This is a genomic window from Psychrobacillus sp. FSL H8-0483 (genome assembly GCF_038637725.1).
GTDB lineage: Bacteria > Bacillota > Bacilli > Bacillales_A > Planococcaceae > Psychrobacillus.
Genome location: NZ_CP152052.1, coordinates 64,781 through 88,509, shown reverse-complemented (window position 1 = coordinate 88,509; position 23,729 = coordinate 64,781). Strand labels below are relative to the sequence as shown.

General features: G+C 38.1%; 24 protein-coding genes and 2 tRNA genes. 3 read left to right on the top strand and 23 right to left on the bottom strand.

Annotated elements, in window-relative coordinates; translation table 11 throughout:
• Nucleotides 1-22: 22 nt before the first annotated feature.
• The 17 genes from lysS to MHB48_RS00350 form a co-directional block, all read right to left on the bottom strand.
• Nucleotides 23-1,513, bottom strand: coding sequence for a lysine--tRNA ligase (gene lysS / locus MHB48_RS00430; RefSeq protein ID WP_342599655.1), 1,491 nt, complete (start codon nucleotides 1,511-1,513; stop codon nucleotides 23-25).
• A gap of 173 nt (nucleotides 1,514-1,686) precedes the next feature.
• Complete coding sequence (gene dusB, locus MHB48_RS00425) at nucleotides 1,687-2,712, bottom strand: tRNA dihydrouridine synthase DusB (RefSeq protein WP_342599654.1); 1,026 nt, start codon at nucleotides 2,710-2,712, stop codon at nucleotides 1,687-1,689.
• A gap of 2 nt (nucleotides 2,713-2,714) precedes the next feature.
• Nucleotides 2,715-2,933 carry a helix-turn-helix transcriptional regulator gene (locus MHB48_RS00420; protein WP_342599653.1) on the bottom strand — a complete coding sequence of 73 codons (219 nt, stop codon included), beginning with the start codon at nucleotides 2,931-2,933 and terminating at the stop codon, nucleotides 2,715-2,717.
• Entirely contained in the window at nucleotides 2,885-3,403 is a 519-nt protein-coding gene (gene folK / locus MHB48_RS00415; protein ID WP_342599652.1) for a 2-amino-4-hydroxy-6-hydroxymethyldihydropteridine diphosphokinase, read from the bottom strand. The genes MHB48_RS00420 and folK overlap by 49 nt, the downstream gene beginning before the upstream one ends.
• Entirely contained in the window at nucleotides 3,400-3,765 is a 366-nt protein-coding gene (gene folB / locus MHB48_RS00410; protein ID WP_340916674.1) for a dihydroneopterin aldolase, read from the bottom strand. Before folB ends, folK begins: the two co-directional genes overlap by 4 nt.
• 4 nt (nucleotides 3,766-3,769) lie before the next feature.
• Nucleotides 3,770-4,627, bottom strand: a complete 858-nt coding sequence (gene folP / locus MHB48_RS00405) for a dihydropteroate synthase (protein ID WP_342599651.1) — start codon at nucleotides 4,625-4,627, stop codon at nucleotides 3,770-3,772.
• Nucleotides 4,624-5,466 (bottom strand): aminodeoxychorismate lyase, encoded by an 843-nt coding sequence (gene pabC, locus MHB48_RS00400; protein ID WP_342599650.1) that lies wholly within the window; start codon nucleotides 5,464-5,466, stop codon nucleotides 4,624-4,626. The genes folP and pabC overlap by 4 nt, the downstream gene beginning before the upstream one ends.
• Nucleotides 5,467-6,054, bottom strand: coding sequence for an aminodeoxychorismate/anthranilate synthase component II (gene pabA, locus MHB48_RS00395; RefSeq protein WP_342599649.1), 588 nt, complete (start codon nucleotides 6,052-6,054; stop codon nucleotides 5,467-5,469). It lies immediately after the preceding gene.
• Nucleotides 6,051-7,430, bottom strand: coding sequence for an anthranilate synthase component I family protein (locus tag MHB48_RS00390; protein WP_342601270.1), 1,380 nt, complete (start codon nucleotides 7,428-7,430; stop codon nucleotides 6,051-6,053). The genes pabA and MHB48_RS00390 overlap by 4 nt, the downstream gene beginning before the upstream one ends.
• A 180-nt stretch (nucleotides 7,431-7,610) precedes the next feature.
• Nucleotides 7,611-8,534 carry a cysteine synthase A gene (cysK, locus tag MHB48_RS00385; protein WP_342599648.1) on the bottom strand — a complete coding sequence of 308 codons (924 nt, stop codon included), beginning with the start codon at nucleotides 8,532-8,534 and terminating at the stop codon, nucleotides 7,611-7,613.
• 126 nt (nucleotides 8,535-8,660) lie between these two features.
• On the bottom strand, nucleotides 8,661-9,587 hold the full coding sequence (locus MHB48_RS00380) for a peptidyl-prolyl cis-trans isomerase (RefSeq protein WP_342599647.1): 927 nt from the start codon (nucleotides 9,585-9,587) through the stop codon (nucleotides 8,661-8,663).
• On the bottom strand, nucleotides 9,571-10,452 hold the full coding sequence (hslO, locus tag MHB48_RS00375; RefSeq protein ID WP_342599646.1) for an Hsp33 family molecular chaperone HslO: 882 nt from the start codon (nucleotides 10,450-10,452) through the stop codon (nucleotides 9,571-9,573). Before hslO ends, MHB48_RS00380 begins: the two co-directional genes overlap by 17 nt.
• Entirely contained in the window at nucleotides 10,453-11,235 is a 783-nt protein-coding gene (locus MHB48_RS00370; protein WP_342599645.1) for a type III pantothenate kinase, read from the bottom strand.
• Between the two features lie 109 nt (nucleotides 11,236-11,344).
• Nucleotides 11,345-13,336, bottom strand: a complete 1,992-nt coding sequence (ftsH, locus tag MHB48_RS00365; protein ID WP_342599644.1) for an ATP-dependent zinc metalloprotease FtsH — start codon at nucleotides 13,334-13,336, stop codon at nucleotides 11,345-11,347.
• Nucleotides 13,337-13,433: 97 nt separating this feature from the next.
• The gene (hpt, locus tag MHB48_RS00360; RefSeq protein ID WP_340916656.1) at nucleotides 13,434-13,976 is read right to left on the bottom strand and encodes a hypoxanthine phosphoribosyltransferase; all 543 of its coding nucleotides are present in this window, start codon (nucleotides 13,974-13,976) and stop codon (nucleotides 13,434-13,436) included.
• 18 nt (nucleotides 13,977-13,994) lie between these two features.
• Complete coding sequence (tilS, locus tag MHB48_RS00355; protein ID WP_342599643.1) at nucleotides 13,995-15,383, bottom strand: tRNA lysidine(34) synthetase TilS; 1,389 nt, start codon at nucleotides 15,381-15,383, stop codon at nucleotides 13,995-13,997.
• Nucleotides 15,384-15,402: 19 nt separating this feature from the next.
• Nucleotides 15,403-17,769, bottom strand: a complete 2,367-nt coding sequence (locus MHB48_RS00350; RefSeq protein WP_342601269.1) for a SpoIIE family protein phosphatase — start codon at nucleotides 17,767-17,769, stop codon at nucleotides 15,403-15,405.
• A 401-nt stretch (nucleotides 17,770-18,170) separates the two neighbouring features.
• Here MHB48_RS00350 and MHB48_RS00345 point away from each other — a divergent pair.
• From MHB48_RS00345 to MHB48_RS00335, 3 genes are all read left to right on the top strand, one after another.
• Nucleotides 18,171-18,244: transfer RNA gene (locus tag MHB48_RS00345), tRNA-Met, on the top strand.
• Between the two features lie 19 nt (nucleotides 18,245-18,263).
• Nucleotides 18,264-18,335 (top strand) — tRNA-Glu (locus tag MHB48_RS00340).
• Between the two features lie 400 nt (nucleotides 18,336-18,735).
• On the top strand, nucleotides 18,736-19,449 hold the full coding sequence (locus MHB48_RS00335; RefSeq protein ID WP_342599642.1) for a nucleotidyltransferase domain-containing protein: 714 nt from the start codon (nucleotides 18,736-18,738) through the stop codon (nucleotides 19,447-19,449).
• Between the two features lie 47 nt (nucleotides 19,450-19,496).
• On the opposite strand, the gene MHB48_RS00330 is transcribed toward MHB48_RS00335, so the two are convergent.
• From MHB48_RS00330 to mazG, 6 genes are all read right to left on the bottom strand, one after another.
• On the bottom strand, nucleotides 19,497-19,946 hold the full coding sequence (locus MHB48_RS00330) for a DinB family protein (protein ID WP_342599641.1): 450 nt from the start codon (nucleotides 19,944-19,946) through the stop codon (nucleotides 19,497-19,499).
• A 115-nt stretch (nucleotides 19,947-20,061) separates the two neighbouring features.
• Nucleotides 20,062-20,493 carry a S1 domain-containing RNA-binding protein gene (locus MHB48_RS00325; RefSeq protein ID WP_340916646.1) on the bottom strand — a complete coding sequence of 144 codons (432 nt, stop codon included), beginning with the start codon at nucleotides 20,491-20,493 and terminating at the stop codon, nucleotides 20,062-20,064.
• A gap of 138 nt (nucleotides 20,494-20,631) precedes the next feature.
• Nucleotides 20,632-21,027 carry a septum formation initiator family protein gene (locus tag MHB48_RS00320; RefSeq protein ID WP_342599640.1) on the bottom strand — a complete coding sequence of 132 codons (396 nt, stop codon included), beginning with the start codon at nucleotides 21,025-21,027 and terminating at the stop codon, nucleotides 20,632-20,634.
• 519 nt (nucleotides 21,028-21,546) lie between these two features.
• Nucleotides 21,547-21,849, bottom strand: a complete 303-nt coding sequence (yabP, locus tag MHB48_RS00315) for a sporulation protein YabP (RefSeq protein ID WP_340916640.1) — start codon at nucleotides 21,847-21,849, stop codon at nucleotides 21,547-21,549.
• Nucleotides 21,850-21,968: 119 nt separating this feature from the next.
• Nucleotides 21,969-22,259 (bottom strand): RNA-binding S4 domain-containing protein, encoded by a 291-nt coding sequence (locus MHB48_RS00310; RefSeq protein ID WP_340916636.1) that lies wholly within the window; start codon nucleotides 22,257-22,259, stop codon nucleotides 21,969-21,971.
• A gap of 7 nt (nucleotides 22,260-22,266) precedes the next feature.
• Nucleotides 22,267-23,724 carry a nucleoside triphosphate pyrophosphohydrolase gene (gene mazG, locus MHB48_RS00305; protein ID WP_342599639.1) on the bottom strand — a complete coding sequence of 486 codons (1,458 nt, stop codon included), beginning with the start codon at nucleotides 23,722-23,724 and terminating at the stop codon, nucleotides 22,267-22,269.
• Between the last annotated feature and the right edge of the window lie 5 nt (nucleotides 23,725-23,729).

Sequence of the window (23,729 nt, the reverse complement as noted above, 5' to 3'; positions counted from 1 at the left end):
TCACCTTCTATATTAACCATTATTAATCTTTATGGCGCATTGTAGGGAATAATAATACATCACGAATAGATGCTGAATTCGTTAATAACATTACTAATCGGTCAATTCCGATTCCAAGACCACCTGTTGGCGGCATACCATACTCTAATGCTTCTAAGAAATCTTCATCCATTTCATGTGCTTCATCGTTTCCAGCTTCTTTTTCTACTAATTGCGCTTCGAAGCGTTGACGTTGATCAATAGGATCATTTAACTCTGTAAATGCATTTGCATGTTCACGGCGTACGATGAACAACTCAAAACGATCTGTAAAACGACCATCTTCCGGGTTTTTCTTCGCAAGCGGTGATACTTCTACCGGATGTCCAAAGATAAATGTTGGTTGTACTAAAGTTTCTTCTACTTTTTGCTCGAAGAATTCATTCAATACATGGCCTACTTCCATAGAAGGTTTTACTTCTACTCCATTTTCTTTAGCTAACGCATGCGCTTCTTCCTTCGTCATTTCTTTCCAGAAATCAACTCCAGTAGTTTCTTTCACGGCATCCGCCATATGCCAACGTCTCCAACCCGGTGCAAGATTGATCTCATCTTCACCATAAGTAACCGTCGTTGTACCAAGCACTTCTTGTGCAATATGTGATACTAAATTCTCCGTTAAGTTCATGATATCTTGATAGTCAGCATACGCCTCATATAATTCAATCATCGTGAATTCAGGATTATGACGTGTTGAAACACCTTCATTTCGGAATACGCGTCCAATTTCATATACTTTTTCTAAACCACCTACGATCAGGCGTTTTAAATGTAATTCAATCGCTATACGCATATATAGTTCCATATCTAATGCATTATGATGTGTAATGAAAGGACGGGCAGCTGCTCCACCTGCAATGGTATGTAACATCGGTGTTTCCACCTCTAAATATCCTTGGTTATCTAAATAACGACGCATTGCTTGAATGATACGACTTCTTGCAATAAACGTTTTTTTACTTTCTTCACTAGTCATCAAATCTAAATAACGCTGACGATAGCGTTGCTCTACATCTTTTAATCCGTGGAATTTCTCCGGCATAGGACGTAAAGATTTTGTTAGGAATGTAAACTCCACAGCTTTAACAGACAATTCTCCAACCTGTGTACGGAAAACATTCCCGCGTACACCAACGATATCTCCTAAATCTGCAGTATTAAATAGCTCATAAGCATCTTCACCAATTGCATCTTTACGTACATAAATTTGGATTTGACCACCAAGATCTTGGATATGCGCAAAACCAGCTTTCCCTTTTCCACGTTTAGTCATAATACGACCAGCTATAACTACTTCTTGTGGTGTTTCTTCTAATTGCTCTTTTGTAAATCCGTCAAATTCAGCGACAACCAGATTGCTTGAATGTGTACGTTCAAATTTACTACCGAAAGGATCTAATCCTTTTTCCTGTATGGAAGCCATCTTTTGTCGTCTCACCAAAAGCTGATCGTTTAATTCTTCTACATTAGACATGTTCGTCACTCCTCCGCTAACTATTATCCGTAAGTATCTTTTCACGATGCATTTATTGTACACAATTTCTGAATTGTATTCATCTTTTTCTTACACAACTTTTAATTCCAACTATTCTGATTATCCAGCAAAAAACGGAAAAAGCCGCCACCAGTCGTGACAGCCCTTTTTCGCTAAGCAAGAATAAGATCTGTAGCGTTATATTCTTTCATGGATTCTTCTGCAAAGAAACGCAAGTAATCTTTTAATTCTTGAGCTGTTTCCGTTTGGTTAATCATATTTCTTGCTATACCGTTCCCACGGATACCTTTTAAGTACCAAGCAGCGTGTTTACGCATTTCTCTAACCGCTATGCCTTCACCTTTTAAGGCTGTTAAGCGATCAAAATGCAATAAACATACGTCAATTTTCTCTTGCGCAGAAGGTTCTGGCTTCAGTTCACCAGACTCTAAGTATTCTACCGTACGGTAAATCATCCAAGGGTCTCCTAGTGCTGCACGACCGATCATGACAGCGTCGACACCAGTTTCATCTAACATCCGTTTGGCATCTTGAGGTGTATTAACATCTCCGTTTCCGATAACCGGAATATTCACTGCCTCTTTCACTTGACGAATCAAATCCCAATTTGCGTGACCTTCATACATTTGTAAACGTGTACGGCCATGTACCGCAACGGCTGCTCCACCAGCACGTTCTACCGCTTGAGCATTCTCCACCATATAGAGATGTTCTTCATCCCAGCCTGTACGCATTTTCACACTTACTGGTTTTTTGACATTGTCTACAACAGCTGCAACCATTTCATAAATCTTGTCGGGATCTAGAAGCCATCTAGCTCCTGCTTCACATTTAATGATTTTATTTACAGGACATCCCATATTGATATCAATGATGTCCGCAGAAGTATGTTCATCTACATATTTTGCCGCAGCAACAAGCGTTTCTTTTTCTCCACCAAAAATTTGAAGAGATAATGGGTTTTCGCGCTCATCAATATAAAGCATACTTAATGTTTTTTCGTTTTTATAGACAATCCCTTTATCACTAATCATTTCTGCGTAAACTAGCCCTGCTCCAAATTCTTTAACCGTCAAACGGAATGCAGAGTTACAAATACCAGCCATTGGAGCTAGTACCACTCGGTTGTCCATAACGAAATCACCTATTTTAAACGGTTTCGTCGATGCATTTGTCATCATCATTCACCTTCTTTTATCTCACCTTTTAATTCTACTAACTGTATATCAAGTATGGCAGCAATTTGGATTAATTGCTCATCACTTGGAATTCGTTTACCTTGTTCTATTTGACCAAGTATAGACACAGACATATCCATTTCTCTCGCAAGTTCAACTTGCTTGACCATTTTCAACCTTCGAAATGCACGAATGCGTCTACCCCATCGAACATTCTCCATAAATGGACGCCTTCTTTCTGAACATGCGCAAGATTTGATAAAGACTGCTTAGTTTGTGGGTCAATTAAATCTGTGTTTAATTCTACCAGTGGTATAAGCACGAAACCTCTTTCTGTCATCCTTGGATGCGGAATAATGAGGTTATCTGTTTTCATATTTTCTTCATTATACATCAAAATGTCAAGGTCTACCGTTCGAGGACCCCAACGAACTTCTCTCGTTCGACCTAACTCAGCCTCTATCTCGTTACATTTTCTCAATAATTCGTCAGGGGACAATAAAGTCTTCAACTCCACTACAATATTCAAAAAAGCCGCCTGGTCCACATATCCTACTGGATCCGTTTCATATACAGAGGAAACTTTTACAACTTCCAATCTTTCCGTTTCTCTTAATAAAATAACAGCTTGTTGAAGATAATAAAGTCGATTTCCAATATTTGATCCTAGAGAAACATAAGCTATATTCATAAAGTGCCTCTAGTGATATCAACTGCAACCGAAGCATAATGCCCAACGATTGGAGGATTCGGTTTCACTAAATGAATACGACATCCACTTACCTTCTCTTTATACTGCTCTAAAATACGTGTAGCAATCTTTTCTGCAACAGCTTCTATTAATAAAAATGGTTTTCCTTCTACTATTTCCTTACAAAGCTCAAAAACCTCTGCATAATTAACGGTCTTCTCTAAATTATCGGTTTCTCCTGCTTCTTTTAAATCGCAGGCTAATGTAATGGTCACTCGGAAGATTTGACCTAACTTCGTTTCCTCGGGTAAAGCACCATGAAAGCCATAGAACTCTAATTCATTTAAATGTATATAATCCATCTAGTTAGGCCTCACTTTCTTCATATATTACTTTCCCTGTTAGCACATCCATCATTTTCGTCATACGGTTAATTTCTTTTACATCGTGTACACGTACCATATGGCAGCCCAGTTGCAAACCATAACAGACGGTTGCCCCTGTTCCTTCCATTCGTTCATCAACCGGAAGATTCAACACATTGCCGATTAATCGCTTACGGGAAGTTGCAAGTAACACTGGATAACCCATGTCGACTAAATCGCCTAAATGCTGCATCATCCAAATATTTTGTGTCGTGGATTTTCCAAAGCCGATGCCAGGATCTAACCATATATGATTATCGGGTACTCCTGCCGCTTTCGCTATTTGAATACATTCTTCTAAGTCTTGCTTTGCTTCCGCCCAAAAATCGTTATAGTCTTCGTCATCTCTATTATGCATTAAAATAATTGGTACACCTAACTCTGCCGCTACCTTCGCTACATTTGGATCCCTTTTTGCTCCCCAAATATCATTGATGACATGCGCACCTGCAAGTATTGCCGCTCTCGCAACTTTCGATTTATACGTATCGATGGAAATAACCGCATTTACTTCTGCACGAATTGCTTTAATAACTGGAACGACACGAGCTATCTCTTCTTCATCAGAAATAACAGTATATCCAGGTCTAGTTGATTCCCCACCTATATCAATAATCTTTGCACCGTCTGCAACCAATTGCTTTGCTCTAGCAACCGCCGCTTCTATTTCATTAAATTTACCGCCATCTGAAAAAGAATCAGGTGTGACATTTAATATACCCATGACGATCGTTTCTTTACGAAAATCTATTGTTATGCCATCAGCTTCAAAGGTTTGCGTATTATATTGTAAATTCATCCTTTTATCCTTCCTTCCAGAATACACGTTACATATGCTTCATGAAGCGCAGCGTACACAGGACCTTGTTTACCCCTAAATTGTATTTCTCCTAATGTTTTAATAGGGACAATCTCTTGAACCGCATTCGTAATAAATACTTCCTCCGCCGCTTCTAGTTCACCCTTTGTATAGAAACCCTCTTCCACGTCCATCGCAGAGTTTTTCAAAACCCAATCACGTGTAGTTCCGGACAGTATGCCCGTCTCCAATGAAGGTGTATACAACTTGCCATTCTTCACCCAAAATATATTCGATGTAATTCCTTCTGCAACAAATCCATTCGTAGTTAAAAAGAATCCTTCGAGAGATGCTAGCGAGGCTACTTCAAATCTAGCCTGCACATTATTTGCGTAATGATGGGATTTATGACGCATACTACTTTCCGGAGAGTTTCTTACAGTATTTAACCACACTGCCGATTTCTCGGTACCTCTAGGTGTAATAGGAAGAGCTTTGCGAAATAGTATCACTGTCGGCTTTTCATAAGATGACGGCTGTAGCCCAATATCATGAACGCCAGCCGAAATATTTAATCGAAAATAGCCATCTTCTCCGTCGTTTGATTTCGTTAACGCTTCTACTACAGCTAAAATAGCTTCTCTATCATAAGGCATCGTAATACGAAAATCAGCTAATGCACGAGAAAGACGATTCCAATGCTCATCCCATAAAAAGACTTTCCCATTATACGTTCGAAACGTTTCAAAAAATCCAAGCCCATACAAAAAACCATGGTCATAGGCAGATACAGTCAATTCTTTGGAATGATATAGCTTGCCATCTTTCCAAGCATCCATTTATAATTGCCCCTTTAAAAGAGAATACTTTTCAATGAAATTGGCGATTATTTTTTTCCCTTCCTCGGTCATGATCGACTCTGGGTGGTACTGAACACCTTCCACAGCAAACTCTTTATGACGGAGTCCCATAATTTCTCCTTCTTCGGTCCAAGAAGTTACTTCTAAACAATCAGGTAATGATTCTTTTTCTACAAGTAAAGAATGGTATCTTGTTGCTTGAAAAGGATTTGGCATATTTGCGTTCACACCTTTCCCATCATGAAAGACTGGAGAGGTTTTCCCATGCATTAGTCTTTCTGCACGAATGACCTTCCCACCAAACGCTTGTCCAATTGATTGATGACCTAGACAAACGCCAAAGATAGGAATTTTACCTGCAAAATGCGTAATAACCTCTAAACTTATGCCAGCTTCGTTGGGTGTACAAGGTCCCGGTGACACAACGATGACTTGTGGAGCTAGCTGTTCTATAACGTCGATTGTTAATTCATCATTACGAGTAACCTTTACTTCCACACCCAATTCACCAATATACTGCACAAGATTGTATGTGAAGGAATCATAATTATCAATCATTAAAATCATTTGCTTCCTCCTTCTGCCATAGCCCTTGCTTGCCATAACGCTTTTCCTTTATTTAATGATTCTACATATTCTGCACCCGGTATCGAATCAATGACAATTCCAGCCCCTGCTTGTATATGGGCCATTCCATCTTGAATAAATGCGGTGCGGATGACAATATTTAATTCTAAATCACCTGAAAATCCTAACCATCCAATAGATCCTGTATATAACCCCCTACGAACAGGCTCTAACTCTTCAATAATCTCCATTGTTCGTATTTTCGGCGCACCTGTAATCGTCCCCCCCGGAAACATCGCTTGCACTATCTCCGTATTCGATGTACCTGGTCGAAGTGTCCCTTTTACGTTGGAAACGATATGCATAACATGTGAATATCGCTCAATGACCATAAATTCATCTACTTCTACCGTGCCATATGTAGATACGCGACCTAAGTCATTTCTTTCTAAATCTACAAGCATGACATGTTCCGCACGTTCTTTTTCATTCTCAATCAATTCATTAGCCAAGTCGATATCTTCCGCATCACTTTTTCCACGAGGTCTTGTTCCTGCAATTGGACGAGTTGATAATTCCGTGCTTTTTTTCTTCACCAATAACTCTGGAGAGCCAGAAACGACCGCAAATTCCGGTGAATGAATAAACGCCATATATGGAGATGGATTAAATGCACGTAACGCTTCATACATTGCAATTGGAGGAGCCTGTAACTCTTTTGATTGTCGGACAGATAAATTTACTTGAAAAACGTCTCCTTGCGCAATATAATGTTGTATTTTTCGTACGGCTTCTTCAAATTCAACAGGACTTACAGATACATGTAATTCGGCATGATCTTCCACTACTTCCGTTGCTATTCCAGGTAGAAATACTCTTGAAGCAAGCCCAGCTTCACTAGCTCGCTTATACTGTTCTTCTAATACAACCAAATCGACTTCACTTGTAGATAGCTTCATTAACGTAACAATTTCCGTTTTTACATCCAACACAGCCCAACAATCCACTATATAGAAGTATAAATCAGGAATAAGGAGATCATCTGTCGCCATCGTCGGTAAAACCTCTATTTTTCTAGCATAATCATAGGTAATAAAACCGGCAGCTCCACCTTGGAAATCTGGTAAACTCTCTTGAAAAGGAACTCGATACGAAGCCACTAGCTTTTCTAGTTCTTCCAACGCTTCTCCACCACGCACTTCTTCCTCACCATTTCGCCACTGAATATGCAACCCTTCTTCCACTGATTTAGCTACCGCCAAAGGATTCCAAGCTGCCACCGACAAGTGGCCACCCCTTCCACTCTCTAAAAACATATGATGCGTTTCTTCTTTTGTTACTTCTTTATATGCATAAAAAAACGCTTCTTTCGACATGTGAAATGCATGCGTTTGAATTTGTAAATCCACTTTTATTTATCCCCCTAAAAACGACATGCCTTCATCTTAACTTGAAACAGTTACTTTTCGCCACAAAAAAGAGAAGGAGCATCAATTACTCCCTCTCTCCCCCTGCAAACAAACCATTTTAAACTAGTCTAAGAAATCATTTTTACATTAATCTTCAAATTGGTATAATGGTGTGCTCAAGTAACGTTCTCCATTATCCGGAATAACTGCAAGAACTTTCTTTCCTTTACCAAGCTCTTTTGCAAGTTGAAGCGCTCCGAAAATAGCTGCTCCAGCTGATACACCTCCAAGGATACCTTCTGATGTAGCCACTTCACGAGAAGTTGCATAGGCATCTTCGTTCGATACTTGAATAATAGAATCGTATAATTCCGTATTTAACACACTAGGAACAAATCCAGCTCCAATTCCTTGGATTTTATGAGGACCTGGTTTTCCACCAGATAAAACAGGCGAATCTTTTGGTTCGACCGCAGCAATATGAATGCCAGGGAAATTTTCTTTTAATACGATACCTGCACCAGTAATTGTTCCCCCAGTTCCAATTCCTGAAACAAACCCGTGTAATTCATCGAAGGCTTCTACGATTTCAGGTCCAGTTGTTAAACGGTGAATTTCTGGGTTTGCTTCATTGTTAAACTGTTGTGGAACAAACCAACCATTTTCTTTAGAAAGCTCTTCAGCTTTAGCGATAGCACCTTTCATACCATCCGCACCAGGTGTTAATACTAAATCAGCACCATATGCACGAAGTAAGTTTCTACGCTCTAAACTCATTGTATCCGGCATAACTAATACTGCTTTGTATCCTTTTGCTGAAGCGATCATCGCAAGTCCAATCCCTGTGTTACCACTAGTTGGTTCGATAATTGTGCTACCTTCTTTTAATTTTCCTTCTTTTTCAGCAGCTTCAATCATTGCAAGTGCAATACGGTCTTTTACGCTACTACCTGGGTTGAAGTATTCTAATTTTACATACACTTCTGCATCCTCAGGGTTATTTACTCTGTTTAATTTTACGATCGGTGTTTTCCCAATTAAGTCTACTATGGATTGCGCTATCTTCGTCATGATCCCACTCCTAATCCCCACTTAATTAATAGGTTTTATTTTCTTTATCATACCAATGATTCAGAAGGACTGTCAATAATATTACATTCAAGCAAAATAAAAAAGCGTACTCTAAAGAATACGCTTCTATTTCTCACTATAAAACCATTCCGCATCGAATTCTTGCCAAAATGCCTCTTGTGTTACGGATTGGGGTAACTGATCTAGCGCAAGTTCTCTACGAATATGGTCTTTTACATCCGAAAATGAAAAGGAACGCCCTTCAAATACACCATTTACTTGGGCCACTGCAAAACGCCCATCTTTCAGAGCTATTATGTTACTCCATTTACCAACATCTACGCGTGGCAAAGCATTCACTAATGTATTTTCAACAGAATCTGTTCCTTCTGATATGTACCCAATATCACCACCTAGACTAGCGGAACTGGCATCAGAGGAACGCTCTCTTGCCAGACCTTCAAAAGAAGAGCCATTTTCAAGTTCTTGCACTACATCTTTCGCCTCGTCTTCTGTTTCAACATAAATTACACTAGTGAGATAGGAAGTTGGAATGTTGTACAGATTTTTGTTATTTTCGTAATATGCTTTAACATCCTCATCTTTAACCACAATATCTTTTGCTAACACTTTTTCTAAAATTAAACGGGAGCGGATCTTCTTTCGCATTACTTCCTCATCAAAATATTGAAGGGAGGTATCCGTTCCTTCTTGAGTCGAACGAATAAGTGCTAGCTCCAATTCCACTTCTCCATCATTCACTTTAATTCCATTTTTATTGGCAGCAGCTTCCATCACTTCTGCATTCACGATATCTAACAAAACTTCTTTCCCATACATCGATTCCATCGAAGCCATCCACTGTTCTTTCGTAATAACTTTACCGTCAACTGAAGCGACCTCTTCTGTTTCCCCAGTTTTCTCGTTTGGTACTAACCAAGCAATGAACCAAAGTAAATTGCCTATAAAAAGTATGCCAAGCAACAAAAGTACTGGTTTTGTTTTTAAATGTCGTTTTGGTTGGGCATTCCCGTTATTACGAATTGATTTCATCGATAAATGACTCCAATTCTTCTACTGAATAGTTGTACTTTTCCATACAGAAATGGCAATGAGCTTCTGCCCCACCGTCCTCAGCGATCATGTCGCGAATTTCACTTTCACCTAAACTTATAATGGCACTTCCAAATCGATCTTTGGAACAATTACATTCAAACCCTACTGGCATAGTGTCTAACAATTGCACATTTTCTTTCCCTAAAATTTCAAAAAGTAGCTCCTCTGGAGTTAAGCCTCTTTCAATCATCTTAGAAACAGGTTCCATTTTACTTAAATGCTCTTCTATAATTGTAATTGTTTCATCATCTGTACCTGGCATTAGTTGAATAATAAATCCTCCAGCAGCCAAGATTGTGTTGTCCGGGTTTACTAAAACGCCTAGTCCTACGGATGAAGGAACTTGTTCCGAAGCAGCAAAATAATACGTAAAGTCTTCTGCAATTTCTCCAGAAACAATTGGTACTTGTCCCGTAAAGAAGTCTCTCAGCCCTAAATCCTTTACAATCGTAAGAGCACCTTCTGTTCCTACAGCTCGACGGACATCTAATTTTCCAAGTTCATTTAAATCAAAATGAGTTTGAGGGTTTGTCACATATCCACGAACTTCTCCTTTTGCATTACTATCAATAATCATCGGTCCAATTGGTCCATTTCCTTCTACTTTAACTGTAAGCTTGTCTTCTCCTTTTAACATAGCACCTATCATCACTGCTGCAGTCATAGATCTCCCAAGTGCCGCTGATGCTGTTGGCCATGTTCCGTGACGGCGTTGCGCTTCTCCCACCGTATCTGTTGTGCGTACTGCAAACGCGCGTACGCTCCCTTCAAAAGCTAATGCTCTTACTAAATAATCACTCATTTATCTCATACCTCTTTCATCCAAATTTCGTTGATAGATTAAATACAGACCTTTTAACGTTAAAAACGGATCAATAACGTCCATTACAGTTGTTTCGTTCGCAATTAACGAAGCCATACCGCCAGTTGCAATTACTTTTGGATTTTGCTTCATCGCTTTTTTCATTCGGTTAACAATACCTTCTACTTGTCCTACATACCCATATACAATACCCGCCTGCATAGCAGAAACGGTATTTTTCCCTATCACATGCTCTGGTGTTGTTAGTTCAATTCGTGGAAGTTTACTTGCTTTCGTATACAACGCCTCTGTCGATATACCGATACCCGGAGCAATTGCACCTCCCATATAGTCTCCTCTTTCATTGACGTAACAATACGTTGTGGCTGTGCCAAAATCTACAATAATAAGCGGCGTACCGTATTCATGAATAGCAGCAACTGCATTTACAATTCGATCTGCACCAACTTCACGTGGATTTTCATACTTAATGTTTAAACCTGTTTTCACTCCAGGTCCCACAACTAAAGGCTTTATACCAAAGTATTTTTTGCACATAGCCTCTAATGAAAACATGATTGGGGGTACTACAGAGGAAATAATAATACCTTTTATTTGGTTAAAAGAAATATGAGCATGCGAAAAAAGAGCTTTCACTTGCATCCCATATTCATCCTCTGTTTTACGACGATCTGTTTCCATTCGCCAGTGGTGAGTTAACACATCGTCTTTATAAACACCTAAAACGATGTTTGTATTCCCTGTATCTAACACAAGTATCATCTAGGTTTTCCTCACTTTTCGTAGGTTTTCCCACACATCATACCATATATATAGCCTAAGAAAAAAGCTGATTGACTCGTAAAGATCTGAGTCAATCAGCTAATACATTCTATATATCTGTACGTTTTTCTTGAATCGGAGTTTCAGGCTCACTTGCAATGCCATCTTCTTTTGGCAAGTCACCAGTAGATGGATCCGCTGGAGCACCTACTGCTTCCGTTTGTACCACTTCTACTACTTCTTCTTTCGTCTGTGCATACGGACGTTCTGGAAGTGTTCCGTGATCTTTTAAATGTAAGATTTGAGCAGCATCTAACGTTTCAACTTCAAGTAACGTATTTGCGATTAATTCTAATAAATCACGTTTTTCCGTTAAAATTTGTTTTGTACGTGCGTATTGCTCTTTAATCATAGATTGCATTTCTTGGTCAATTTCATATGCGATTGCATCAGAATAATTTTGTTCCGAGTTAAAGTCACGTCCAAGGAAGACATTTCCACCTTGTGCTTGACCAAATTGCATCGGACCTAATTTATCACTCATACCATATTCCGTAACCATTTTTCTTGCAATACCTGTTGCGCGTTGGAAATCATTATGAGCTCCTGTTGATACTTCACCAAAGATGATATCTTCCGCTACACGACCACCCAGTAATCCAGAAATTTTATCTAGTAGTTCTGGTTTTGTCATGAAGTAACGATCTTCTTTCGGAAGCATCACTGCGTAACCACCCGCTTGACCACGAGGAACGATTGTCACTTTATGCACGATTTCTGCATCATCTAATGTCAATCCTACAACCACATGCCCTGCTTCATGGAATGCAACGATATTACGTTCTTTTGCAGATATGACTTTACCTGTTTTCGCTGGACCTGCTATAACACGGTCCGTTGCTTCATCAATGTCACTCATATCCACTTTCTTCTTATTACGTCTAGCGGCTACTAGTGCTGCTTCGTTTAATAAGTTTTCTAAATCCGCTCCAGAGAAACCTGGCGTACGTTGTGCAATTGCTTTTAAATCCACTGATTCGTCTAAAGGTTTATTGCGCGCATGTACTTGAAGTACTGCTTCACGTCCTTTAACATCTGGACGACCAACTGTAATTTGACGGTCAAAACGACCTGGACGAAGTAGTGCTGGGTCTAAAACATCTGGTCTGTTCGTTGCAGCAATGATAATAATACCTTCATTTGCACCGAAACCATCCATTTCTACAAGTAATTGGTTGAGTGTTTGTTCACGTTCATCGTGCCCACCACCAAGACCTGCACCACGTTGACGACCTACAGCATCAATTTCATCGATAAAAATAATACATGGTGCATTCTTCTTCGCATTTTCAAACAAATCACGAACACGAGATGCCCCAACTCCGACAAACATTTCTACGAAATCGGAACCACTAATAGAGAAGAATGGTACACCAGATTCCCCTGCGACTGCACGAGCAAGTAATGTTTTACCAGTACCTGGAGGACCTACTAACAAGATCCCTTTCGGAATACGAGCCCCAATATCCACGAATTTACGTGGATCTTTTAAGAAATCTACTACTTCTACTAGTTCAGCCTTTTCTTCATCTGCACCAGCAACATCATTAAATCTTACTTTTTTCTTTTCGTTATCATACAGTTTCGCTTTACTCTTACCAAAGTTCATCACACGGTTACCACCGCCTTGTGACTGACTCAATAAGAAGAAGAATAAAATAATGATAATCAAGAAAGGTAATAATCCAGTGAAAAATTGAACCCAACCACTTGTTTTAGAAGTTTCTTTCACATTAATTTCAACTGAATTTGCTTTAGCTAATGCGTTAATTTCCGATTGTAATTGGTCACTATTTAGTGGGAGTTTTGTTAAAAATGTTTCTCCCTCTTTATAGCCTTTCATAGCACCTTCAACAAAATATACACCTTGTTCTGGTTGCATTGAAAATTTTGTTACTTTTCCATCTGCAAGTGCAGACATAAATTCGTTATAACTAATATTTTTAGTTGGCTCATTGCTCGTATTAAACGTGGCAAAAATTCCAACAATTACAAAAAATATTAATAAGTATAATATAGCGTAGCGCAGTGCTCGATTCATTCCCAGCCTCCTCACAAGGTAAACAGAAAAACTAATGATTATCTTATCATACGATTTTTGGGGCGTACAATGAAAAGCCTTCTAAAATGGCTTTAAATTAAAAAGAATACACTTCTTTCTTCAATACACCAACATATGGTAAATTTCGATATTTTTCTGCATAGTCTAATCCGTAACCAACAACAAAAGCATCCGGCACTTCAAAGCCAACATAATCTGCTTTTAGATCTACTTTTCTACCAGTGGGTTTATCAAGCAATGTAACGATTTTAATCGATTTTGCTTTACGGTATTTGAAAAGATCTACTAAATAACTTAACGTCATACCACTATCAATAATATCTTCAATAATTAAAATATCGCGACCTTCAACACTAGTATTTAAGTCTTTAACAATTTTAACTTCTCCTGAAGAAACTGTTGCATTCCCGTAACTCGATACATCCATATAGTCCATCTCAATGTATGTATCCACACGCTTCATTAAATCAGACATGAAAGGCATTGCACCTTTTAAGATTCCGATTGCAAGTGGGTACTTATCTGCATAGTCTGCGGATAGTGCTGCTCCAAGCTCTCTTGCTTTTTCTTGAATTTGTTCTTCCGTTAATAAAATTTCTAGGATGTCTTTTTCTAACATCGGTAGTCCCCCTAATTGTTAATCTCGCTTTATGTATAAGACATAGTTTTGCGAGCTAAATATCTTTGAAAATCGGTCTCCGTAACGAAGTCCAGTTACTGCTATTATATCATTTTTCTGTGTTACAAGCAGTGGCCAATCAAGTCGTTCCTCTGCAGAAATTTTTTCATCTATAAATAAGCGAGAAACTTTTTTTGGAGAGGACATTCCTTTTATTTGAATCCGGTCTCCTGGTGTTTTTTGTCTAATAGCAAGTGGAAGTAAATCACTTTCTAGTTGGAGAAACCACTTCTCGCCAGATTGATTCTCTGATAAATTTCTCGTTAAATAGATGGAAAAACCAGCACCAATATGAATCCAACCATTCTCTTCTATTACGACATTCCTAATAACTAAAGGTTGCTGATTCGAAGAGGAGAATTGAACTTTATTGTAATGACGAACGAGGAAAATAGCCTTTGGCAAATGAAGTACTTCGTTGCCATCATGCTCATTGCAAGCAGCAAGAATGGATGCAATCAAGCGATCATTAATTAGTACTTCGGAGCTTTGGTATAGATAATTTAATAGTATTAGAATTACTCTTCTTTGTAAAGCAATGGGAACTGCTGAAAATCCTATTGTATCAAGATAAAATATGCCTTCATCATCAATCGTCACAAGCTGGTCATACTTTTCCTTCGCAATCATTTGAAGAAACTCATCATCCTGTTGCTGTTTTTCCACAAACGTACGAATACTGTCACTAATATTTGGATTTTCTTCCGCAAGAAGAGGCACCAGTTTATGACGAATTCGATTTCTTGTATATGTATGTTTATCATTACTTGGATCATGTCTAAAGAGTTGATTCTGACAACGGATGAAATCTAGAATTTCTTTTTTGGTTACACATAAGAATGGTCGAATGATTTGTCCACTTGAAAAGGGTCTCATTCTTGGTATACCAGTTATGGAAGCAGTGAGTGATCCCCTTACCAATGCCATGACAACAGTTTCAATTTGATCGTCTGCATGGTGTCCAAGTACAAGCTTATCAAAGTGATGGGTAGTCATTATGTGTTCAAAATAAGCATATCGCTCTTCTCGGCATATAACTTGTACATTTCCTCCCTCTGCTGCTACTCTCTTAGGAACATCCAGTGCTGTAGCGTAAAATGAAATACCCATTTTTTTAGCGAGTTGTTCCACAAATTGCATATCCTCTGCAGATTCCTCACCTCTTAACTGATGGTCCGTATGAACAATTCCTACCTCAAGATCATACGTTTCCTTAAGTTCATTTATCACATGAACTAACGCAACCGAGTCTGCTCCACCAGAAGAAGCGACAAGAAGACGCTCTCCTTTTTGTATCAACTGGTGCTTGTCTATATATTGTTTTACCTTTCGATCGAACGGATGCATCTTCTCACCTCTTTTCTATTTAGTGTATCATCTTTTCTTGAAAGTTTGATGTTTGACGTGGTGAAAATATGGACCACTCTGGAACTACATGTTTCACTTGCATGAAAATCACCGTACGATCATCTCCTGGCAATGAATATGTTTCTTCTAACATCTTCACAAAACGTTCTGCATTCATGGATGGATCCTGAAGTATTTTTTTATAATACAACTCTTGTTTTTCAATTGTCGTATTTGCTGAAAAAACGCCGTCTGATAGCATTAGTAATACATCTCCATCTTTAATATCTACTTTTCTTGCCTCTATTGAAAAAGTAGGTAAAAATCCAAATGGTACATGCTTGCTTTCAATTTTACGCATGTTATTTCCTCGGATTAAATACGTAGACATACTCCCCGCTTTCCATGACCAAAGTTCTCCTTTTTGTAAGTCAATCAATGCTAAGTCAACCGTTGCATAACTATCTGTATCATCTTGTAAACTCATCATGTAATGAAGTGTATGCATCGTTGTTTCAGGATCCATTTTTTTATTTAAACATTCTCGCATGAATTGCATAACTCTTCTACTTTCCCGATGCGCTTCTACGTTATTCCCCATTCCGTCCGATAAAATAACAGCAAGTAAACCTGGGTGCAGAGGAAAAACGGCATGAGCGTCACCTGAATAAATGGTATTCCTACTGGAGGATGTATAAATGTCATGTGTTACAGAGAAACGAACAGATGACTTGCATGTCATTTGAATATGTTCATATGGATGATGAATTTCCTTCATAGATGTAATTTCAAAAGGCTCTTTCCATAAATCGTATAAGATAGGCAGTATTAATCTTTCACCAACCATCTTTGCTCTGGACTCTACTGGTAAACAGCATACAACCTCCATCTGACCTACCTCAATATTTAGTACATCGACTTGAAAAAAAGGGATATTACATTGTTGAAATTTCTCCTTCACAACTTCTTCATGGGAAGTATATAGAGTTACACCACTCTCTAAATTACTCATAAGTTCGCTCATATGATTCCCCATATCTCGAAGCTTAAGGGCAAACATTTTTTTCCCATGCTGCATTTCTTGAGTTAACTGTACTTTCGCTTCCCTCTCCTTTAACTCTTGCATAATTTGAGTTGGCTTTACACATTTAAACTGCAGTTTCTTTTCTATTTGTATCCTCGTCTTTTTAGATTGCTCCTCCCACTGCTTCATTAATACTGGAATCCCATTCGACTTCTCTCCCCAACATTTCTCATAATGAAAACAAGATTGGCAAGCAGCTAATACTTCCGTGCGTCCTTTATCAATAACGGCTTTAGATTCAAATCTATCTGAGATAAATCGTGTAATAAAATCAACAAAGTGTTGAAACTCATGTAATTGATTATTCACTTTTTCAGTCATCCACTTTTGCCTTCTTAAAAGAATATGAGTAGTATCAGGAAAGAGTTGGTCCTTTAAATCTTTCATCCACTTCGATGGAATGGCAAAAAACAATAACGAAGCAGTAACCAGTGACCCGATGTAAACAGAATCTAGAGGTAAAGTACGATCGTATAAAATAAAGAAAAAGGTCGCTCCAAGCATACTAAATGCCTGCCACAGTCTGCCAAATGGTTTATGCAACCCCGCTAAAAAACCAGTTACTGCATATACGGCAATCATTCCACTAAAGCTAAGTTTGGAAATACTTAATACCGTTCCCGCTAGCACTGCAACTACCGTTGATAATTGAACTCCACCGACCGCCGCCGCTACAACAATTACTAAATGTGTGAGTATTAATGGAATTGATACATACCCAATAATAAAATTGGACATCCCAGTTAACACTAGAGCACCTATTAATAAAGCAGCACCCATTCTTTCTGCAGTCCATTTTTTATGCAAAAAGTCGGGTAACGGAAGAAATAGCTGAAACAAAAATAAGGTCATAAATAAACTTAAGACACCTTCATACCCAATTGCTAACCAAACAGAAACAGGAATATCCCCCCCGTATGATACAAATTGCCATATAACTTGAATGAAAACTACATCCATTAGAACAAATAAAGGCAAAGGTATTTTCTTTATAAACCTTTTCCTATGGAGAGGAAAGATGAATGCTTGTAGTGCATGAATGACGACCTGTCCAAATCCAAGTGTAAAGCTACCAAGCAAAGCACCTGCAATCGTCCATGGTAAAAAGCGTTGAAATCTCAAATTAACAAGAGCCCAAATAGGTAGAAAAAACGGAACAGAGGCTTCAAATAGTACGACTTGTGCTAAGAAAAAAGCAAGAATAAAGAAAACTATTGTGAAAGCAATTGATACTTTACGAGCTTGTAAACTTTCTACAGCCCTTCTCCAAGATAACCCTCTTTTTTGATCTTGTTCATACATTGTTTTCAAACGTATACCTCCCTATTCAACTAGTGATCGAAGTATACCTATTTCTTTTGCAAAAAGTATGTCTCTTTCTGACATCTACTCTTAAAAAGTTTTCGACTCTTTTAGTCATGAAAAGTAAATTCTACAAATGAGATCTATAAATTTTGTCGTATTTGGATTGCATTTTACTTGAAATAAAATATAGTTGATTTCCGCTATAGGCGGACGCCTTCCGCTTCCATCAACGAAGGGAAAATGTTCGTATTTTAATAACAAAGTACTATTTATGAAATTAACTCATATATAACGAAAGGTCTTGCATATAAAAATATTTTTCTTTTTTTAAAAAAATGTTTCAAATAGTATTGACACTTTGCCAAAACGATTGTAATATGTAAATTGTTCGTTAAAACGGCGGCCTAGCTCAGCTGGCTAGAGCGTACGGTTCATACCCGTGAGGTCGGGGGTTCGATCCCCTCGGCCGCCATATATTTTTATTTTCATGAGGCCCCTTGGTCAAGCGGTTAAGACACCGCCCTTTCACGGCGGTAACACGGGTTCGAATCCCGTAGGGGTCATCTTATAAAAAAAGCAGTTCCAAAAGATTCTCTTTTGGAACTGCTTTTTTTAAATTATTTTGCTCTGTTAAATTAGGTTGTTGTTTTTTAAAAGCATATATTTTGTGACGAAAATCCACGAGACTCCTGCGAAAAAACGGGTTACCTAGACCCCACACGAAGCGCTAAAGAGGAAGACAGGCTAAGGGCGCCTCGTCCAATGGAAGGCAATCTAAGTTCGCCGCGTCCTGCGGCAACGATTGCATGACCCACATCCTGTGGGCCTCAACGCCTTCATGACCAACATCGTGTTTGCCCGAGGAGGCTAAGCAGTTCATCCGCGGAAAGCGAGCTGATTTTCGTCATTAATAACATGATCATTTAACAAAGCCTATTATTTATAAAGGAGAGCGATTTGCGAATGTTTATTAATAGACTGGAACCAGTTGAAGCTGCAACACAATTTATCTCTCAATACTTTACCAATTGCCAAGGCGCTGTTTTAGCAGGAAGCGTAGTCCGAGGAGAAGCGACAAAAACCTCTGATTTAGATATTGTAGTTTTTATAAAGGATGTCCCTTCCTCGTATAGAGAATCTCTCCTAGTAGGCGGTTGGCCAATTGAAACCTTTGTACATAACTTATCTTCATACAGAAATTACTTTGACATGGATCGCAAAAGAGCTAAACCTTCTTTGCCTAGAATGGTTGCAGAAGGACTTGTCTTAAAAGATGAGGGCATCATGGTATCGATCCAAGAAGAAGCAAAACTCCTATTATCTGATGGTCCTGAACGATGGTCTGCGGAAAATATTATGATAAAACGATATTTTATTACCGATGCTTTAGAAGACTTTATCGGAAGTACAAATAGTGATGAAGAAATATTTATTGCTAATACACTGGCAGAGTTAGTAAGTGAATTTATCTTAAGAACTAATGGCAAGTGGATCGGAACTTCGAAATGGGTGATTCGTTCATTAAAAAACTACGATGAGCAGTTTACTGAACAATTTGTAGAAGCTTTTGATTTTTATTATAAGACCCGCAACAAAGAAAAAGTGATAGACTTAGTTCATTTTGTCCTAAAACCATTCGGTGGACCCTTATTTGAAGGTTTTTCTATAGGAAAATAAAAAGTGATTTCCAAAGTTATCTAGCCTTAACTTTGGAAATCACTTTTTTATTTATGGGAGATTTGCTGTTTGTGATGATTATCATGAACGATAAAATCAGTGAAGTAACTGCGAATAGATATTTGGTGCTCTCCTATATAGAAAACTTTGTCCCACTCTACTTCATCAATTTGTAGAAGTTGTTCGATAATTGCTTTCCGTTGTTGTTTTGCATAAGTAAGGGTTTCTGTAAATGTTTGTTCATGAGCACGTGCTGCGGCTTTTGCATTAAAGGTCTCAAAATTTGGAAACGCCTCAAGCTTTTCACCTTCTTTCATCAAAGGTATACGCTCATTTAACGTAAATCGATCCCATTCTGCTAAATGCATGATAATTTCATGTGGTGACCACTTACCTTCTTTATAAGGGATGTTCGCTGTCTCTTCGCTTAGCGTAAAAAGTGAATCCACCCAGTCTAAATAATCTTTGTGTGATGTTAGAATGTCCTCTTTGCTCATAAATTACCCTCCCGCTACTTGTTAAGTCTAATAAATTGTACAAAAAAAGGCGTCAGCAAAGCTGAACACCTTTCATCTATTAAACATTTTTTCTACCGATAAAACAGACAGCATGTTATCCTCGTTTAGCGCCTCTGCCACCGCGCTTAGATTCAGTTGCACGCTTTAACGTAGACAAACGATCTTCACTATCCTTTAAGAATCGTGCCATTTTTTGCTCAAAATTCTCTTTGCCTGGACGATCACGATCATTTGGGCGATTGTTGTTACGTGGACGCTGAGGACGTTCTGGTCTCTCCGGTCTTTCCGCTTGAGGCTTTGCTTTACGAATAGATAATCCGATTTTGCCATCCGCTTCAACATTCATCACTTTTACTTCAACAACATCTCCAACCTTCAAATGCTCATTAATATCTTTCACATAATTATCCGCAACTTCGCTAATGTGAACCAGACCTGTTGAGCCTCCTGGTAGCTCGACGAACGCTCCGAAGTTAGTGATTCCTGTTACTTTACCTTGTACCTTGCTGCCTACTTCAATTGACATAAAAAAAATGCTCCTCCTTAAATTTTAAGCGACTCTTAAAACGAATTTGTATTTATTTAATACAGACTCTACCTTTATTATAGCTAACAAAAAAAGAGTGTCAATAAGACTACTCTTTTACGGATCGTTTTTTTAAAATTATTTTTCCTCTTTATCGGGCAAAGTAAAAATAATTTCCCCTTCTTCTGAAAGGAAATATTCTTTTCTTAATAATTTTCCAATGTACTCGTCATCGTTTAACTTGGAAATTTGCAGTTTTAGTATTTCTTGCTCTTCTTGCACTTTTGCAAGTTCTTCTGTCACTTGCTCTTTTTGTAGCTTTTTTTCTTCTAAAGTACTTTTACTGTTTATTAAGGTCGAAACGAAAAATCCTATAATAATAACGGATAGAACTCCAAATATACTTAACCTTTTAAATAAGCGTATTTTTTTTGACTTTTTATGTGTTACTTGACGTTGGACAGAACGAACATAATCCGTATTAATGGATGCAACTTGTCTCTCTATGGGTATGTTTTTTTGTTTCTGCCTCATGTCGCCCTCTCCTATCAAACTATTTCAATTTTTTAGTGTACTTTTTATTATAACGTAGGTTTGGTTTTTTCTGAAGGGCCAAATGCCATATTTTTTGATAGAGAAAACGAAAAGGTTTTAGGAGTACCCCTATAATCAGTAGGATAAAATTCACAATTTTACGTAGGATCGTTACTATTAATCGTAAGATAAACCATATTGGTTGTACGATTAAACGCAAAAAGATTCTTCCAGCTAGCCGAAATACGGGCTGAAAAAACTGCTCATACAATAGAATTCCTACTATTTGTGCAAGCGGGTCATATATTCGCCATATTCCATCACGCACATTAAAAAGGATATAAAAAGTTCCTATTCCAAGTAATATCCATACTAAAATTTCTAAAGCAATACGATATTTAAAAATCAAGGAACGCCGCGGAAAATTATCCGTTATAAAGCGCGTCCCTTCGATTATAGCACCAACTAGCACTCCACTCAGGGTCATTAATAATAAACTAAAAAACTGTAGAGAGAGTGTCATCCGAATAGTTTATGAAGTAACCCTCTAGCGCCTTCTAAATTCTGCTCCTCATCATATTGCATTACTCGAACAATTCCTTCTAAAGTAAGAAGCCCTTTATCAACATCTAAATGGACAATTTTCAAATCGTCTCCTTTAATGTGAAGAATACCTTGAGACGTTCTTACGTAAAATTCTTGTTGATCGAATCGTTCAATTGATTTTACAGATGTTAAGTCCATTCTTTTGCGATTTCTTAAGGAAATTAAGTGATCCCCCGATGGAATTGTAATTGTTTGGTTTTCTGCTTGATATTGCATATAATCTCTCCTCTCCTTGTCCTATTTTCATTGTATGCACATAAAAAAAAAGCATGACAACTGCCATGCTTTTTTCTCAATAAATATTGATCCAACTTTAAACTAGTATCATACAATTCTTAGTCTTCATCATCGATAAATTCTGGATCTACTTTTTCTAGTCGCTCTTCTTTTGTAATAGTAAACATTGAAGCTGCATCTTCTTTTTTCGCAGAATCTTTAATAGCATCGACCATAGCTGTCACCACTTTTTGTCCAAAGCGGATAGACAACTCATCTCCTACTTTTACAACAGAACTTGCTTTCACTACTTTTCCGTTAATTGTAATTCTTCCTTGGTCTGCTACTTCTTTTGCTAATGTTCTACGTTTGATCAATCTGGAAACTTTTAAAAACTTATCTAATCTCATAAAGACACTACCTCTCTAATTTTTTGGCTTCTTTCCAAAATCCATCGAGTTCTTCTAAATTATAGCTGGAAAAATCGCCTTTTCCTTCTTTTACACGCAACTCAATAAATTGGAATCTTCTTTTAAACTTTTCGTTAGCTTGCATCATTGCTAGCTCTGGAGATAGTCCGTAAAAGCGCGCTAAATTGACAACTGTAAATAACAAATCTCCCAGCTCATCTACTTGCGTATCCTTTGTACCAACTTCCAGCTCTTTTTTCCACTCATCTAGCTCTTCCTCAAACTTTTCCCAAGCTCCAGACACAACTGGCCAATCAAACCCAACTTTTGCAACTTTCTTTTGATAATTATAAGAGGTTAACAAAGAAGAATCCGTTCTCATTTCTCCATCTAATAAAGACTCCGTAATCTTTTTTTGCTCTTCCGCTTTAATCTGTTGCCAGTTGCGAAGAACATCCTCTGAATTATTTGCTACTACATCTCCAAAAACATGTGGATGTCTTCGAATCATTTTATCTGAAATCACTGCTAGAATATCTTCTAAACTAAAGTAGCCATTATCTTCGCCTATTTGCGCATGTAAAAACACTTGGAGAAGTACATCTCCTAGTTCTTCGACGATGTGCTCATCATCTTCTTCATCGATGGCCTGGAGAAGCTCATATACCTCTTCTACTGCATATTTCTTTAGAGAGTCATGTGTTTGCTCCCTATCCCATGGACAGCCGTTAGGGCCACGTAAATCAGCTACAATCTGTCTAAGTGTTTGCCACTCCTTCAATCTATTTTCTTGCGCAAGTATTGGTGGAACATATAATGTTGTTAAATTATCTAATTTCATTACTCGATCTAACTCGTATAACGGCACCTTAGTTAATTTTTCTTGGGAAGAGCCAGCAGCGGTAACAATCGTTACTTCATATTCATCTGGGTACTTTTCCATCAGAGTTAGTTTTACTTCTGAGGCACTAAAGGCATCATAGACTTGACCTATTAATACATGGGAACCCATTTGAATATCATCACGCTTTAAACTCGTTCCGTCTAATAACTGAAATCCTTCAATGGGATCAATTCGCAAGGCTGCAAATATAGGGTCCAGAAAGCTTTGTCCACCTTCAATTCGAATTATTACTTTTCCTTGTCGCTCGGCTTCAACTAATAACTGAACAGTTTGTTCTGCTACTAAGGGATGGCCCGGCACTGCGTATATAACTGGATTATCCTTTGCCAATTGAAGAAGCTCGTCCACAATTTCTTCATAAACCCCTTCAAATTGTTCATTCTTTTCATATATACCATCAAAGCTTGTCCATGTAAGGCCTTCTGCTTTTAATTCCTGCAAAACAGGATGTTGCTCCGTACGGACATAAAGATGCTCTGCTGTTTTTAGTTTTTTATATATTCCCAGAGGTAACTGATCTAAATCACTTGCTCCAAGGCCAATAATTGTTATTTCATTCATCTACT

What these genes read in the sequence shown, in the direction of transcription:
- lysS (WP_342599655.1), bottom strand. Translation starts at nt 1,513, where the DNA reads ATGTCTAATGTAGAAGAATTAAACGATCAGCTTTTGGTGAGACGACAA.
- dusB (WP_342599654.1), bottom strand. Translation starts at nt 2,712, where the DNA reads ATGACAAATGCATCGACGAAACCGTTTAAAATAGGTGATTTCGTTATG.
- MHB48_RS00420 (WP_342599653.1), bottom strand. Translation starts at nt 2,933, where the DNA reads ATGGAGAATGTTCGATGGGGTAGACGCATTCGTGCATTTCGAAGGTTG.
- folK (WP_342599652.1), bottom strand. Translation starts at nt 3,403, where the DNA reads ATGAATATAGCTTATGTTTCTCTAGGATCAAATATTGGAAATCGACTT.
- folB (WP_340916674.1), bottom strand. Translation starts at nt 3,765, where the DNA reads ATGGATTATATACATTTAAATGAATTAGAGTTCTATGGCTTTCATGGT.
- folP (WP_342599651.1), bottom strand. Translation starts at nt 4,627, where the DNA reads ATGAATTTACAATATAATACGCAAACCTTTGAAGCTGATGGCATAACA.
- pabC (WP_342599650.1), bottom strand. Translation starts at nt 5,466, where the DNA reads ATGGATGCTTGGAAAGATGGCAAGCTATATCATTCCAAAGAATTGACT.
- pabA (WP_342599649.1), bottom strand. Translation starts at nt 6,054, where the DNA reads ATGATTTTAATGATTGATAATTATGATTCCTTCACATACAATCTTGTG.
- MHB48_RS00390 (WP_342601270.1), bottom strand. Translation starts at nt 7,430, where the DNA reads ATGTCGAAAGAAGCGTTTTTTTATGCATATAAAGAAGTAACAAAAGAA.
- cysK (WP_342599648.1), bottom strand. Translation starts at nt 8,534, where the DNA reads ATGACGAAGATAGCGCAATCCATAGTAGACTTAATTGGGAAAACACCG.
- MHB48_RS00380 (WP_342599647.1), bottom strand. Translation starts at nt 9,587, where the DNA reads ATGAAATCAATTCGTAATAACGGGAATGCCCAACCAAAACGACATTTA.
- hslO (WP_342599646.1), bottom strand. Translation starts at nt 10,452, where the DNA reads ATGAGTGATTATTTAGTAAGAGCATTAGCTTTTGAAGGGAGCGTACGC.
- MHB48_RS00370 (WP_342599645.1), bottom strand. Translation starts at nt 11,235, where the DNA reads ATGATACTTGTGTTAGATACAGGGAATACAAACATCGTTTTAGGTGTT.
- ftsH (WP_342599644.1), bottom strand. Translation starts at nt 13,336, where the DNA reads ATGAATCGAGCACTGCGCTACGCTATATTATACTTATTAATATTTTTT.
- hpt (WP_340916656.1), bottom strand. Translation starts at nt 13,976, where the DNA reads ATGTTAGAAAAAGACATCCTAGAAATTTTATTAACGGAAGAACAAATT.
- tilS (WP_342599643.1), bottom strand. Translation starts at nt 15,383, where the DNA reads ATGCATCCGTTCGATCGAAAGGTAAAACAATATATAGACAAGCACCAG.
- MHB48_RS00350 (WP_342601269.1), bottom strand. Translation starts at nt 17,769, where the DNA reads ATGTATGAACAAGATCAAAAAAGAGGGTTATCTTGGAGAAGGGCTGTA.
- MHB48_RS00335 (WP_342599642.1), top strand. Translation starts at nt 18,736, where the DNA reads ATGTTTATTAATAGACTGGAACCAGTTGAAGCTGCAACACAATTTATC.
- MHB48_RS00330 (WP_342599641.1), bottom strand. Translation starts at nt 19,946, where the DNA reads ATGAGCAAAGAGGACATTCTAACATCACACAAAGATTATTTAGACTGG.
- MHB48_RS00325 (WP_340916646.1), bottom strand. Translation starts at nt 20,493, where the DNA reads ATGTCAATTGAAGTAGGCAGCAAGGTACAAGGTAAAGTAACAGGAATC.
- MHB48_RS00320 (WP_342599640.1), bottom strand. Translation starts at nt 21,027, where the DNA reads ATGAGGCAGAAACAAAAAAACATACCCATAGAGAGACAAGTTGCATCC.
- yabP (WP_340916640.1), bottom strand. Translation starts at nt 21,849, where the DNA reads ATGCAATATCAAGCAGAAAACCAAACAATTACAATTCCATCGGGGGAT.
- MHB48_RS00310 (WP_340916636.1), bottom strand. Translation starts at nt 22,259, where the DNA reads ATGAGATTAGATAAGTTTTTAAAAGTTTCCAGATTGATCAAACGTAGA.
- mazG (WP_342599639.1), bottom strand. Translation starts at nt 23,724, where the DNA reads ATGAATGAAATAACAATTATTGGCCTTGGAGCAAGTGATTTAGATCAG.